14 protein-coding genes are annotated in these 13,337 nt (G+C 53.9%); 5 read left to right on the forward strand and 9 right to left on the reverse strand.

What is annotated here, in order from left to right; all coding sequences use genetic code 11:
- Positions 1–67: 67 nt before the first annotated feature.
- Positions 68–1,420 (forward strand): glutathione-disulfide reductase, encoded by a 1,353-nt coding sequence (gene gorA / locus ACVV26_RS00980; RefSeq protein WP_474799603.1) that lies wholly within the window; start codon positions 68–70, stop codon positions 1,418–1,420.
- Between the two features lie 51 nt (positions 1,421–1,471).
- Here the strand turns inward: gorA and ACVV26_RS00985 are convergent, their stop codons facing one another.
- From ACVV26_RS00985 to ACVV26_RS01010, 6 genes are all read right to left on the reverse strand, one after another.
- Complete coding sequence (locus tag ACVV26_RS00985) at positions 1,472–2,422, reverse strand: bifunctional helix-turn-helix transcriptional regulator/GNAT family N-acetyltransferase (RefSeq protein WP_474799604.1); 951 nt, start codon at positions 2,420–2,422, stop codon at positions 1,472–1,474.
- 65 nt (positions 2,423–2,487) lie between these two features.
- Positions 2,488–2,739 (reverse strand): putative Se/S carrier protein, encoded by a 252-nt coding sequence (locus tag ACVV26_RS00990; RefSeq protein ID WP_474799605.1) that lies wholly within the window; start codon positions 2,737–2,739, stop codon positions 2,488–2,490.
- Entirely contained in the window at positions 2,736–3,503 is a 768-nt protein-coding gene (gene yjiL, locus ACVV26_RS00995; protein ID WP_474799606.1) for a putative 2-hydroxyacyl-CoA dehydratase activator YjiL, read from the reverse strand. The genes ACVV26_RS00990 and yjiL overlap by 4 nt, the downstream gene beginning before the upstream one ends.
- 9 nt (positions 3,504–3,512) lie before the next feature.
- The gene (locus ACVV26_RS01000) at positions 3,513–4,664 is read right to left on the reverse strand and encodes a double-cubane-cluster-containing anaerobic reductase (RefSeq protein ID WP_474799608.1); all 1,152 of its coding nucleotides are present in this window, start codon (positions 4,662–4,664) and stop codon (positions 3,513–3,515) included.
- A 144-nt stretch (positions 4,665–4,808) separates the two neighbouring features.
- On the reverse strand, positions 4,809–5,726 hold the full coding sequence (locus tag ACVV26_RS01005; RefSeq protein ID WP_474799609.1) for a manganese catalase family protein: 918 nt from the start codon (positions 5,724–5,726) through the stop codon (positions 4,809–4,811).
- Between the two features lie 71 nt (positions 5,727–5,797).
- Positions 5,798–6,310, reverse strand: coding sequence for a ferritin-like domain-containing protein (locus ACVV26_RS01010; RefSeq protein ID WP_312983034.1), 513 nt, complete (start codon positions 6,308–6,310; stop codon positions 5,798–5,800).
- A gap of 677 nt (positions 6,311–6,987) precedes the next feature.
- Between ACVV26_RS01010 and ACVV26_RS01015 the strand changes: the two genes are divergently transcribed.
- Together ACVV26_RS01015 and ACVV26_RS01020 are read left to right on the forward strand one after the other, a co-directional pair.
- Entirely contained in the window at positions 6,988–8,265 is a 1,278-nt protein-coding gene (locus ACVV26_RS01015) for an MASE1 domain-containing protein (protein ID WP_474799610.1), read from the forward strand.
- 23 nt (positions 8,266–8,288) lie between these two features.
- Entirely contained in the window at positions 8,289–9,611 is a 1,323-nt protein-coding gene (locus ACVV26_RS01020; protein WP_474799611.1) for an HdeD family acid-resistance protein, read from the forward strand.
- A gap of 5 nt (positions 9,612–9,616) precedes the next feature.
- Here ACVV26_RS01020 and ACVV26_RS01025 read toward each other — a convergent pair whose 3' ends face one another.
- A complete protein-coding gene (locus ACVV26_RS01025) occupies positions 9,617–10,357 on the reverse strand; it encodes a MipA/OmpV family protein (protein ID WP_312983029.1) in 741 nt (246 codons plus the stop codon).
- 16 nt (positions 10,358–10,373) lie between these two features.
- Positions 10,374–11,138, reverse strand: coding sequence for an Lnb N-terminal periplasmic domain-containing protein (locus ACVV26_RS01030; RefSeq protein ID WP_474799612.1), 765 nt, complete (start codon positions 11,136–11,138; stop codon positions 10,374–10,376).
- Positions 11,139–11,234: 96 nt separating this feature from the next.
- Here ACVV26_RS01030 and ACVV26_RS01035 point away from each other — a divergent pair, with 96 nt between their 5' ends.
- Positions 11,235–11,456 (forward strand): hypothetical protein, encoded by a 222-nt coding sequence (locus ACVV26_RS01035; RefSeq protein ID WP_474799613.1) that lies wholly within the window; start codon positions 11,235–11,237, stop codon positions 11,454–11,456.
- A 324-nt stretch (positions 11,457–11,780) separates the two neighbouring features.
- Positions 11,781–12,371 (forward strand): ATP-dependent Clp protease proteolytic subunit, encoded by a 591-nt coding sequence (locus ACVV26_RS01040; protein WP_474799614.1) that lies wholly within the window; start codon positions 11,781–11,783, stop codon positions 12,369–12,371.
- On the opposite strand, the gene ACVV26_RS01045 is transcribed toward ACVV26_RS01040, so the two are convergent.
- On the reverse strand, positions 12,364–13,332 hold the full coding sequence (locus ACVV26_RS01045) for a P1 family peptidase (RefSeq protein ID WP_474799615.1): 969 nt from the start codon (positions 13,330–13,332) through the stop codon (positions 12,364–12,366). The genes ACVV26_RS01040 and ACVV26_RS01045 overlap by 8 nt on opposite strands.
- Between the last annotated feature and the right edge of the window lie 5 nt (positions 13,333–13,337).

Raw genomic sequence — 13,337 nt, forward strand, 5'->3', positions numbered from 1 at the left:
AGCCATCGATGGAACCTATTGATTTCAGGTATACAATCGCGGCAATCAGACATTAAGGATTAGACTCATGACCAAACATTACGACTACCTCGCTATCGGCGGCGGCAGCGGCGGTATTGCCTCCATTAACCGGGCAGCCATGTACGGGAAGAAGTGCGCGCTGATTGAAGCCAAAGAGCTGGGCGGCACCTGCGTCAACGTCGGTTGTGTGCCGAAAAAAGTGATGTGGCATGCGGCGCAAATCGCGGAAGCCATCCATCTGTACGGCCCGGATTACGGTTTCGATACCACCGTGAACCATTTCGACTGGAAGAAACTGGTTGCCAGCCGTACCGCTTACATCGATCGCATCCATACCTCTTACGAGACGGTGCTGAAGAAAAACATTGTTGATGTGATCCGTGGCTTCGCGCGTTTTGTCGATGCGCATACCGTGGAAGTGAATGGCGAAACCATTACCGCTGACCATATCCTGATCGCCACCGGTGGCCGCCCGTCTATTCCGTCGATTCCGGGCGCGGAATACGGTATTAATTCCGACGGCTTCTTTGAGCTGGACGAGATGCCGAAACGCGTTGCGGTGGTGGGCGCAGGTTATATTGCCGTGGAAATTGCTGGCGTGGTGAATGCCCTGGGCGCTGATACCCACCTGTTTGTGCGTAAACACGCGCCGCTGCGTAACTTTGATCCGCTGATTGTCGAAACGCTGGTGGAAGTGATCAACACCGAAGGCCCGACGCTGCACACCCAGGCGATCCCGAAAGCGGTAGTGAAAAACGCTGACGGCAGCCTGACGCTGCAACTGGAGGATGGTCGCAGCGAAACCGTTGACTGCCTGATCTGGGCGATTGGCCGCGAACCGGCTAACGACAACTTTAATCTGGCGGTAACGGGCGTTAAAACCAATGAAAAAGGCTACATTGTCGTCGATAAGTTCCAGAATACCAGCGTTGAAGGCATTTACGCGGTAGGCGACAACACCGGTGCCGTGGAACTGACGCCAGTCGCGGTTGCTGCCGGTCGCCGTCTCTCCGAACGCCTGTTTAACAACAAGCCGGAAGAGCATCTGGATTACACCAACGTTCCGACCGTGGTGTTCAGCCACCCGCCGATCGGCACCGTGGGCCTGACCGAACCGCAGGCGCGCGAGCAGTACGGCGATGACCAGGTGAAAGTATATAAATCCTCTTTCACCGCGATGTACACCGCTGTGACCTCTCACCGCCAGCCGTGCCGCATGAAGCTTGTGTGCGTTGGCCCGGGAGAGAAAATCGTCGGTATTCACGGGATTGGCTTCGGGATGGATGAAATCCTGCAAGGCTTCGCGGTGGCGCTGAAAATGGGCGCGACTAAGAAAGACTTTGATAATACCGTGGCAATCCACCCGACGGCGGCGGAAGAGTTTGTGACGATGCGTTAATTCGCTGTCTGGATTAATGAAACCAGTGCCCACCTTTATGGTGGGCATTTTTTATGAACGCCCCATCCGCGTAAACTGCTGCTCCAACATCTCCCGTCCCCACTGGTCGCCCTGCCATTCGCGGGCAAGCGTAAATCCAAACGACTCATACAGCCGACGCGCCGCGTCGAGCCCGCTAAACGTCCAGAGCTGCGTTGCCGAAAACCCCTGCTGGTCGCAAAAATCTATTGCTTCACTCAACAACCGGCGGCCCATACCGCTGCCGCGACAGTCGTCGTCAAGGATAAACCAGCGCAGATGCGCTTCGTTATTACCTAAATCCTCGCCGTCGATGGCAACCGAGCCGACAATCCGTCCGTGATGCATCACCAACCAGATCTGGTTGTAGGGCTTGTCCAGCCGCCCGCAAAATTCCGCCAGGCCCGACGCGACTTTGCCTTCAAAGAAGTGCCCGAAACCATAATTTTTGGCGTAGTCGCTGCCGTGCATTTCGCTAATACGGCCAATCATACCGGGGTGATAGCCGGTGACAATCTCAAACGGGCTGGCCTCGCTAACGCGCGCACCGTTACGGCAAGCCTCCAGCGCGCAGGCATAGGCCGCCAGCCCACGGGCCACGGACTGCTGCTGGGAAGGGTTGAGCTGCTCCAACGCGTCGACGACCCGCATCGCGCCGTACTGGTTGATCCGCGCGACGCTTTCCCGGCCTTTTTCGGTCAGTTGCAATTGCTTTACCCGTCCGTCCTGTGTTGAGGGCGTTTCCTGCAACTCACCGGCAGCGATCAGTTTACTGACCATCCGGCTGACGCTGGATTTTTCCAGCCCGAGAATGTGCACCAGTTGGGCGGCAGTCAACGCACCGTGGGCGTCAATTTCCACCAGCGTATGGACAGCGGAAGGAGAATACTCCGTGGCGGCGAGAGTGGCATTCATAAAGCCCAGTTCGCGAACCATCAGACGGGAGGAGACACGGATGTCGTTAATAATAGCAGAGTCGATCATGGCGGCATCGGATAAGATTTAATAGTTGTGCAATACAACCATTTGTTTGCATGTCTGTCAACGATTCACGCTGGTGGATACGTGGCGATGCAGTCCCATTGTTCACCTTGCACCCGATACACCGATTCCGTCAGCCCGGCCATAACCCATTCCTGATACGACTCTTCAGGACAGGCGATCCAGATGCACAGCCCGCAGCCGCCGCGCAGCTGGCGAGGGATATCCGTAACGCGGAAATCCCTCCCCGCCGCCTGCAAAGCCCGGCGGGTTTTCACCACGCCGAGGGTATTGTGGAACAGAAACAGGTATTCGGTCATCGGCGTTTCCCCGGCTGCTGGCCGATCAGCGCCGCGCCTACCGCCCCGGCATACTGGGCGTCGGGATGGGTTTGCACCGTCATGCCCACGTGATCTGTGAGCTTGTCGACGAATACCGCACAATGGCTAACGCCCCCGGTAAACAATACCGGGCCCTGTGCCGACAGTCTGCCGAGAAAGTTGGCGCTGCGGCGCGCCATCGCGTTGACGATCCCGGCCAGAATCGCTTCCGGGGCGACGCCCGCCGAGCGCAGGCTAATCACCTCAGATTCAGCGAAAACCGTACACATACTGGTGATAGCGTGGGGTTCCACGCCACGGGTAATCGCGTCAAGCTGGTCGACGCTTGCGCCCAGAGTGCGGGAAATCACTTCCAGAAACCGTCCGGTGCCTGCGGCGCATTTGTCGTTCATCAGGAAGTCGGCCAGGTTACCCTGTTCATCCAGTTGAATGACTTTGCTGTCTTGTCCGCCGATGTCGATCACCGTGCGGGTATCCGGGGCCAGCAGGCGCGCGCCCAGGCCATGACAGGAAATCTCCGTAACCTGCTTATCGGCAAAGTCCACCAACTGGCGACCATAACCGGTCAACGTGAGGAAAGGGCGCTCATCCAGCCCGGCGCTGAGACTCTGCCAGGCTTCGCGGATCGCCGTCTCCGGGCGGAACGGCGTCGGGCACAGAAAGCGGCGCACAATGGCGCCGTCCTGCAACAGTACGCCTTTGGTGGTGGTGGAACCGGAATCAATCCCTATTGATACAGCCACAACCGCTCCTTAAAGCATTTCGATAAAAGCCGCCACGCGGGTGCTGAGCTGCCCGATATCCGAGGTGGAATAATCGGTCTCAATGGCGATATACGGGATGTGGTGGTGTTCACGCACGTGGCGCTTAATCGCCAGCGATTCCACGGCATAGGTGTGGCAGGCCTGCAAAATGACATCCACCACGCCGTCGGCCTGGTACTCCTCCACCATCTGGCTAAGCAGTTTCAGGCGCTGGTCGTTAGGGGAAATACATGAGCAACCAATCGCCAGGTACTTGTCGGTGAGCGCGTCGTACACGTCGCCGGTCTCTTCCACGCAGTGTTCGGTGGCTTTCGCGCCGGTGCAGTTTTCAAAACCCACCACCCAGCCGCCATTTTCTTCGATGGCGCGCACGACTTTTTCCGCTGCGCCGCCGATGGGGCAGCCGGTGATCAGAATACGCGGGCGCGCTTCCAGACGTTTGCCGTCCTGCCATTCCTGGCGCACGCGTTCCGCCATGCCGTTCAGCTCGTCGATCAGCGCCTGTTTATCGAAGCGGAAAGTCGCGCCATACACCACTTTGAGGATATCCATCCCGCTGAGCGCGGGTGGATTAAGCTGCCCGACGTGGTAGAAATTGGCTGTCGCGCGGCGCTCCTTGTTTTTCAGCGCGATGGCGTCGCGCAGCGCCTGTTCGGTGATCGTCGCGCCGAAACGCTGTTCAACGGCGTCTTTCAGGCGATGGATTTCTGCTTTCCACAACGCGCGTGACGCAGCGTCGGCGGTGCTGTTTGGGAGTTGCATTACGTGGACCGCTTTAAAATCGGCCATGTATTCATACATCTTTTTCTTGCCGTCGCAGGTGGTTTCGCCTACCACCAGGTCGGAGAAATAGAAGTAAGGGCATTTATCGGTTTTCCCAAAACCGTAGCTGCTTTTAATCAACGGGCAGAGGTTACGCGGCAGGTCTTTTTCGGCTTCTTCGATGGTTTCATCTGAGGTGGAGCACAGCGAGACCACCACTGCGCCTGCGGCCATCGGGATCTCTTGCGGCATAAAAGTGCAATAGGTGCCGACCAGCGGAACGCCTTGCTCTTTGAGATCCATAACGGTGATAAAACCTTTCTGACGGGCTTCTGAGAACTGATCGAAAATGGCGGGTAATTCAGTGATAAGAGACATATTTTTCCTTCCCCGTTACACGGGCGAGAGTAAAATTGGCTCCGCATTATAGACACACTGAATGAATGGTTTTGTTGATCTCTGGCGGGAATATGTCACTCGGGCGGGAGGCGGTGACGGCTCTGTGAGCCGTCACGTATTACCTTATTTCTTCGGCTTTTTCACCGGAGATTTGCTGGAGGCGGCTTCATTTTCGATCGGCGGAACCGAACCGATATCGGTGCCGGTGACCGGGTTAACCGACGGGTCAGATGCGGTGCGGGCAATCATGCTGTCCAGATTGGCTTGCTGCGAAGGAGGCAGCTGTACGTTTGCCAAACCGTCGCCACCGTCTACCGCAGGTTGCGGATCGGCCACATAGGTGAAGTTTTCGTCGGAGTTCCAGCTACCGCGCATGTCATCGCCTTCAGACATATTGAAGTAAACGTTGGAGTATTGTTCGATTGGCGGCAATTTCCCGGCAGGGAAGTTATTGCGAATCGAATACAGCGCTTTCTCAAACGAAATCTGGTGCGCCACTTCGCGGGTCATCAGGAAGCCTAACGCGTCTTTTACGCCAACGTCATCGGTCAGGTTAATCAGGCGCTCATAGATGATTTTGGCGCGGGCTTCTGCCGCAATGTTGGAGCGTAAATCCGCCGTAACTTCGCCGATGGTGTCGATGTACGCCGCTGTCCAGGGAACGCCGGCGGAATTCACCAGCGCCGGACCGCCACCATACAACAGGGAGGTCAGGTGGCTATCGTTGCCGTTACCGGTGATGGTGCGATAAAGCTCACCCTCTTTTTCGGTGCCTTCGGCCAGATCGCCTTTCGCGCCTTTATTCAGCATTCCCACCAGCGAGCCGATGATTTCCAGGTGGCTCAATTCTTCGGTGGCGATATCCATCAGCATATCTTTACGGCCCGGATCGTCATCGCCCAGACCCTGGGTAAAGTAACGGCATGCCGCCGCCAGCTCGCCCTGTGGGCCGCCGAACTGTTCAAGCAACAGGTTCGCCAGGCCAGGGTTCGGTTCTGATACGCGCACTGTGTACTGTAGTTTTTTGACATGTCTGAACATAAGCTCACTCCGCAAAAGTAAAAGGCAGTGAAATGCCCGCCTTAGCGGCGGGCATCATGCAAAAGAAGGGATTATTTTTTGGCTTCAACGCCTGGTGCGGCGTCACGAACCAGGAACTGCTCGGTAACATCAGGAATATGATTTAATGCCCACTCCGCCATCGCGATTTCTTGCTCACGGATCTGTTCAAAAATGCGTGCGCCTTCCTGGTCGCCGACCAGTTGCGCCGCTGCGATCAGCGAGGTATAGCAGGCCACTTCAAAGTGTTCGAACGCATAGCTGCTGAGGGCGCCTTTGACCACTTCGTCATCGGCGAACATACCGCCCATAGCCTGGCCGGTAGCGGCCATTTTGCCCATGACGTCTTTGAAGGCGGAGTTAGAGGTATTGTGACGATCGATAACGGACTGAATAAGCGTTTGCTGCTGGCGAGTTTCTTCAATGTGCTGCTCAATCCGGGCTTTCAGATCCGGATAGTGCTCCAGACGTCCAGCCATTTTTTCAAGCATGGATTCAGCCTGTTTCTCCATCGCATGCGCATCTCTTACCCAGTCCAGATAGTTCTCTTCGTAAGTCGTTGCCATGATTATTCCTCTTAGATTAAACACCTTATCGAAAATCTCCCGGCGCGTTTTCGACATGGCGATCCTGGTCGAAAATAACGGTCGGTTTATTCTCCGTTCCGTTCTGCAATAACAGAACCACCCACGGATAAATATCAGGTCTTCGATTTCGCGGTAGTTTTCTCAGACCGTAACCCATCGTTTTTTAATAAAAAATAATGAGTATTATCGTCGTGCCAGTTTTTTTGTCTGGCCTGCATAAGGATAGACGCCAATGCCCGATTCATCCTCGGTTGTGGTCATTTAGAATAGTTTCAGGATTTTTCTTAAATGGACGCTAATAAAAATTTACAGACCAGACATACGCCAGGATAGAAGGTTTGTCGCTGATAATATTTTATATATTTGGCCTGTGCCGTTTTGCTGAAAACGAAGCGGTAAATAAAATATGTGTACAAAAATAAATTTCGTGTTGCGTTTTGTGTTGCGCTACGAAAATAACAGCAAATGCCCCGGTAAAAAATAGCAAAAACCCGGCGGTGCAAGCGAGCCATTCGGGAGGAGAGATTTATATGATATATCGTTGCGTCAGGTGCGCTTAAAAGCGCAAAAATCGTCGCTGCGTTTACCCTGGGGCTATGAAACTTTTCGGATTATCGCCGATAATACAGACTTCCTGAAACCAACGAGACGTCCCGATGAAAGGCAAACTCTCACCGTTTATGCATCAGACCGTTTCCTTTGCCATCTGGATGCTCATTTATTATGTGTCCGGTCTGGTCTCGCTACAGCTTGATGATCCGAGCCTTGATTTTTCCATTGTGTGGTTCCCGGCAGGGGTCGCGACGGCGGCGTTTCTGTGCGCGCCGTGGCGGCAATGGTGGCTATTTCTCGCCGGCTTCATCATTCTCAACCTCATTCTGGATAACACCACCACGGATAACTTCCCCACTAACCTGATGTTTGCGGTGTTATCCATGCCTTCCACCATGGCTATCGCCTGGCTTGTCAGACGGTTTTCACGTGAAGGCGATGACCTGCACCAAATCGTAATGTGGCTGATTGCCACGGTGCTGGTGAGCGTGGTAGATGCGCTGGTGCTGTCGTGGGGGTTGTGGTACTTCCGCAACGAATCCTTTAGCGGCACGTTCTGGCCGGGGTTAATTGCCGACGTTACCGGCATCCTCTTCGCCACCACCATCATTATGGGCTTCCTGAATAATCATCTGCGCACTCAAGGTATGCACCGCAGGATAATGATTGCCGGGGGCTTTGTGTGGGTGCTGCTGATCCTGATTACCGCCTGGATATTCAGCGACTCGGTGAAATATATCACCGATGCGTTCAATGCCCATCGCTACGATGTGCTGCGTTTTGCGGCGGCCTGTATTCCCATCGTGTTAACGGTGGCGCTGGCGATACTGTGGGGCAACCGGGGCGGATCCTTTGCGTTATTAACCCTCGGCGCGATTGTTATCTGGTTCTCGATTCAAAAAATGGGCCCCTTCTTTATTAAAGGGCTACGAGCCGGTGAGCCGTTGCTGATTGCACAATGTTATTTAACCGCCACGGCGTTATTAATGGTATTTATTCGGGTATTAACCCGCAGCGCCCAGCGGCTGGATAATCGTAACGGCGTGCAAAGCGCGCGCGACGCTATCTATCAACTCAATCTGGTTACCGGGCAACTTTACTGGGATCACACGCTGGATGTGCTGGACGACATCGCTACCGACGAGCTGACCGATAAAGAAAAAATGCTGGCACGCGTACACCCGGACGACCGCGAGAAATTTCAGCGCCAGTGGAGCGACATCGGGCAGGCGCATAAGCTGCCCACTATCTCATTTCGGTTTAAAGATAAAAATGACCGCTGGGTCACCATCACTGACAGCGGCAACGTGCTGATTAATAACCAGTCACAACCCATTATTATTGGCAACTGGCGAATCAGTGGCACCACCACGTTCAGTTAAGCGCAGAGAGGCGGAGAGTCGTTATGTTACAAATCGCATTATTGCTTTTCGGTGCAGAATTTGTGCGTGATAAAGCCAAATATCTTTGGATAAGTGGCTTATTGTGGGGTATCGCGGGCGTTCTGATTTTTATTGATGGCTTTGACGGTCAAACGTATTTCCCGTTAAAAACCTTTGGCATCGTTTTGTTATTAGAGAGCCTGATCACCCTGAGCGTGGCGGCAAGCGGAATAGGCGCGCAAAAAGCGGTGCTCTATTTTAAAGGCGGCGTCTTTTTCTTCGTTTCGTTAATTATGCTGGTGGATGCCCGTTACAGTAATATCCTGCTGTCGGTGATTTTTGGCTTCTCGTATTTCGTCATCGGCCTGTTTGTTATTGCCTCCGCTTGGGTGGTGCGTTTCCCGCGCTGGCGCGCGTCGCTGGTAATGGGCAGCCTGCAAATCGCCTTTGCCGGGTTTTTAATTACCCATTCCAGCGCCACGGTGTCGTTTTTCCTGGGGGTGTTGATGATAGCGGGCAGCATTAACACGCTGCGCGTGGCGATGCGGGCAAGGCAGTTAAAAAATGCTACCTCGGTGTTCCAGATCATGGTGCCGCGTGAGTTCGCCAAAGGCTTTACCACCAAAGTGAAGGGCAGCCCGGTGCCAGAAAAAGCCGCCGGGTCGGTGACGCCGCCGCTGGAGTTTACCTCGCCGCTGACCGTGCATATCTGGACGCCGGAAGGCTCTGCTAATGAACCCGCGGTACCGCGCCCGGTGATCAACCGCTATATTGCTGCGGTAGATGCCCACGGCGTGATCTCGACCGGCCATGCGGCGCTGGAGGCGTCTCCCCATGTTTATGTCAGCCTGTACCCGGCTGAAGATATCGACCGCTCGCCGTCTGAGTTTTTCCGCCTGCTGAAAGCCACCCACGACAACGACATCGCCGGGAAATATCAGCCCGATTACGTCACGGAGTCGGGCAACTGGTGCCATTCCGATATGAAAATCCATTTCCACGGGTTTAACGGCGAGGCGCTGCACCGGTTCTGGACGAATTATCGCAAAGATGAAATTTACAACCTGACTTACCGCAACTGCTCAAGCAGCGTGGCGTATTCGCTGGAAGCGGCGCTGGACGGGGTGTTAGCCAACCGGCGGGGAAGCTGGCTGACTACCCTGAAAGTGCTGTTTATGCCGGAACTGTGGATCGCGTCCCAGGTGCGTAAAAGAGCCTTAACCATGGCCTGGACGCCGGGCCTGGTGATGGATTACGCCCGGGCATTACGTGCCATTGTTCATCCGGTCCCACAGCCCTGGTACAAACGCATGCCGTGGAAAACACGCTCCACGGCGCAGGAATAACTGGCTTAAAACGACCACACCAGCCCGGACTCAATGTCGGCAAGGATGTTGTCATCCACCATTGGGCTGTGGCGTATCGTTGAAGGCAGGAAGGTGACGCGCGGTTGCAGGTAGAAATGCAGATTGTCAGTCACCTTCCAGTCTGCCGCCACCGCCAGCCAGGGCGCAAAGGCGTCATTGGGGGACCAGGCGTCTAACCCTGATTTAGCGGATTCGCGCTCGCTGATGCCGTAGTAATAACGCGCCAGCTTGTCGCTATACCAGTCGATGCCCGCCTGCGGATAAATCGTCACTGGCTCTGCGACAAGTTGTCCGGCCCAGGCCAGCGTCGCCATCAGCCCGTTGCTGGTATTGAGCGTGTCGCCGGAAAACTCCCCGCGAAACGCGCCGATATCGGTGATGCGCTGATAGCTCACCCCGGCCATCATCGTGCTGTGGCGTGAGTTTAGCTGGCGGATCGCCCACTGGCGGGCGTTGTCCGGGTCGAATTCCACGTCCAGATACCAGACGCGCGCTTTGAATTCGTTCTTGTCGTCATTGACGAAATAGACCCCCGCTTCGGTGCCGTCCAGGTAAACGATCTTATTGTCATAGCCCAGATAGGGAATGACGGAGTAGTCGGTTTTATAGCTCTTATAGGGGTTAAACTGCGCTTCACCTTCGATGCCCAGGCCGATCTCCGCCGCTGTGGCTCCGCTCAGCGGTATCAGCAACGCCATCCCAATGGCGGTACGTTTGATCATCATTTTGCGTCCTGTATTGTTATGGCTCATGGTAACCGGGCCGGATCCGTTGTGAATAATCGTCATTGAGCGTGCCGACAACCGCCGCGACTTTGCTATTGGCCCGTAACGCTTCAAGGGTGAATGTTTTGTCGAGCAATCCTAAATCGTAGCAATATTGATCGACATGACCGCTTAACAGCACCATCCAGTTGTATTTAAAGTCAGGCGCGGCCTTACGGCTGTGGCGTAAGATATTGGTGGTGCAGTTGTTTCTCAGCGTGTTGTAAAACTCATCACTGTTTTTCAGGCTGTTAATGCGTTCGGCATAATCCAGAAATACCTGCCTGCATACTTCTTTGGTCACGTTGACCCGGTAAATATAGACATCCTCTTTACGGATATTGGCCCGTACGCCGATTAAATCTCTTTCATCCGCCACCACGTAAATCAATTCATAAGTGTTGAAAAAGCCTTTCCAGGTGGAATAGGTTTGTGAAGCCCGCCGGCGGGTTTCAATGGAAATCGCCACATAGTCGCCACTGAAAAAACCAAAAGAAAGAAACACATGGGCAATATGCCGGCTGGACCAGTAAGAGATAACCAGATCGACGCTGGCGATATCATCAAGATTAAGCGTCTTATCCTGCCATTCAAAATGCAGGGTATTATCGATCATGAAGGCATTACGAAAGTTCCTGATGGTAAAAGTATTGTCTTGCCCAAACAGGATCTCCGGCTTTTCTTCATAACCGGGAGACCAGTGGATCTTATTGTTATCCCGAAAGAATAACCGTTTAAACACCCCGTGCTCCTAATTTTTAGCGCTATATTGATAATTGGTTGATAAACCCGGGCGTAAGCTTCAATCATTAAGCAAGCCCGCTAACGAGTGGTGATCATGATGAATCGAAATAACCGTAAAAATAATGCGTTCACTAAACCAAAATTTTTGGCACTGATGGTGTGTATTTATTTTGCCATCATCCTGGGCTGCGATTATCTCACTGAAATCGTGCAAGAAAAAACGGGCCATGATGTTAACCCCCATATCGTTGCGCCGCTGATTATTGCCCTGGTGACTTATTTTGCCTGCAAAGCCGTGACCGCTAAAAAAGCATAATATCGTAAAGGAGAATGAAAATGACCTTATGAAAGAATAAGTTTTTTATCAACCCCACCGAGTTAAGATAGCCCGTCATCCCAGAAGCCTGACGGGCTATTTTATTATCGCCGAGCTTAAGTGAAATATATTATATTTTATTAAAAAAACTCCCCTGGCGTGCGATGAGTTTTTGTCAAATAAAAGCCGTTTTGCTACGCTACGTGTGCCTCATTTTTCTGACACACTGTCTTTTATAAGGCCACTCTCATGCGAAAAATAACCTTGTCGTTAATTATGATTTTGGGTCTTTGTTCGTTTGGCAGTTATGGGCAATTAATTGAAATGAAAACACAACGGCTAACGCCGCTGGACGTTTCCACCATTAAAATTGTTTATAACACGTCTGTCACCAATGCCAGTATCGCCAACTTAATGAAAGCACTGGATGGTATCGTCATGAATTACCCGAATACCAAACAGGTCAGTTTGTATATCAATAGCCCCGGCGGCGAAATGGATGCCGGTTATGCAGGGTATGAAGCGGTTAAGAATTTCTCGCTGCCGATTGAAACGGTGAATCTTTCGCAAATCGCCTCTGCCGCGACATTACTCTATTGCGCCGCGCCAAACCGCCGTAGCATGCCTGAGGCAATGTTTCTTCTGCATCCTGCGGCCCTGCCCCTGGTTAACGTTTCCGAAGAATTGAAACCTAACGATATCAAAATGCTCAGCCAGTCGCTTTCCATGGGGAATGACCTGTTTGCGGCAATTTATAAAACCTGTACCAAATACGATGACGCGGAACTGAATACTATTTTATCCAGCGAGTCGAATCGTAAGCTACTGTATTACAAAGAGGCGCAAACCCAGGGGTTGATTACCCAGACGGCGACAGATATGAAACCCACCGACGTGGCGTACTACATTAACTAGCCGCCAGGCCGCGTACGCCATGCGCGCTGCGTGCGGCGCGCACCCCATCCAGCACCGCCGCCGCCATCACTTCCGCTGCCATCATCCCGACGATGTTGACCGTGGTCTCGACACCGCCTGTGGTGGCGGCAAACAGCGTATCGCCGTCGCTCAGGGTATGTACCGGGTAAATGGTGCGTGCCAGGCCGTCATGGGCCATTTGCGCCACTTTTTGCATCTGGCTTTTGGTGAAAGCGGCATTGCAACAAATAATCCCGATGGTGGTGTTGGTGCCCGCGCTGAAGTGGCTATCGCGATTGTTCAGCACACTGGCCTGTATATCGAGCAGATGACCCTGCGCATCGCAGGCGCCTGCGATAGTTTGCCCGGTTTGCGGGTCGCGAATTTCGCCCACCGCGTTGACCGCCACCATCGCCGCTACGATCAGTCCGTCCGGTCCGGTCATCGAGGCTGTACCCAGCCCGCCTTTCATCGCTTTTTCGATTCCCGCCATTTTGCCGATGGTCGCCCCGACGCCCGCGCCGGTATTGCCTGACGGGAAGGGGTTTGTCGATGCTGCATTCACCGCGCGGTAGCCCATCTGAGCATCGGGCCGCACCGCCGGGTCGCCGAAGGTTAAATCAAACAGCACCGCCGCCGGGACGATGGGCACTACCGTCACACCCACATCAAAGCCGATTTTGCGCTGTTCCAGCCATTGCATCACGCCGGAAGCCGCATCCAGGCCAAAGGCGCTGCCGCCGCTCAGTACCACGGCATGGACCTTGTCGATCAAGTTGGTGGGATTGAGCAAGTCGGTCTCGCGGGTGCCGGGCGCTGCGCCGCGAACGTCCACGCCGCACACTGCGCCGTCTTCAAACAGCACCACGCTACAGCCGGTTTGTTTTAATGCATCTGCGGCGTGGCCGACGTTGACGCCGGGAACATCAATAAGACTGCCGTGGGTGTTTTGCATAGACATGGCCT

This window comes from Atlantibacter sp. MEI4A-1023 (assembly GCF_056155425.1).

Bases quoted from the DNA above. Each gene is read 5' to 3' on its own strand.
- gorA (WP_474799603.1), top strand. From the start codon at position 68: ATGACCAAACATTACGACTACCTCGCTATCGGCGGCGGCAGCGGCGGT.
- ACVV26_RS00985 (WP_474799604.1), bottom strand. From the start codon at position 2,422: ATGATCGACTCTGCTATTATTAACGACATCCGTGTCTCCTCCCGTCTG.
- ACVV26_RS00990 (WP_474799605.1), bottom strand. From the start codon at position 2,739: ATGACCGAATACCTGTTTCTGTTCCACAATACCCTCGGCGTGGTGAAA.
- ACVV26_RS01000 (WP_474799608.1), bottom strand. From the start codon at position 4,664: ATGTCTCTTATCACTGAATTACCCGCCATTTTCGATCAGTTCTCAGAA.
- ACVV26_RS01005 (WP_474799609.1), bottom strand. From the start codon at position 5,726: ATGTTCAGACATGTCAAAAAACTACAGTACACAGTGCGCGTATCAGAA.
- ACVV26_RS01010 (WP_312983034.1), bottom strand. From the start codon at position 6,310: ATGGCAACGACTTACGAAGAGAACTATCTGGACTGGGTAAGAGATGCG.
- ACVV26_RS01015 (WP_474799610.1), top strand. From the start codon at position 6,988: ATGAAAGGCAAACTCTCACCGTTTATGCATCAGACCGTTTCCTTTGCC.
- ACVV26_RS01020 (WP_474799611.1), top strand. From the start codon at position 8,289: ATGTTACAAATCGCATTATTGCTTTTCGGTGCAGAATTTGTGCGTGAT.
- ACVV26_RS01025 (WP_312983029.1), bottom strand. From the start codon at position 10,357: ATGATGATCAAACGTACCGCCATTGGGATGGCGTTGCTGATACCGCTG.
- ACVV26_RS01035 (WP_474799613.1), top strand. From the start codon at position 11,235: ATGATGAATCGAAATAACCGTAAAAATAATGCGTTCACTAAACCAAAA.
- ACVV26_RS01040 (WP_474799614.1), top strand. From the start codon at position 11,781: ATGAAAACACAACGGCTAACGCCGCTGGACGTTTCCACCATTAAAATT.
- ACVV26_RS01045 (WP_474799615.1), bottom strand. From the start codon at position 13,332: ATGTCTATGCAAAACACCCACGGCAGTCTTATTGATGTTCCCGGCGTC.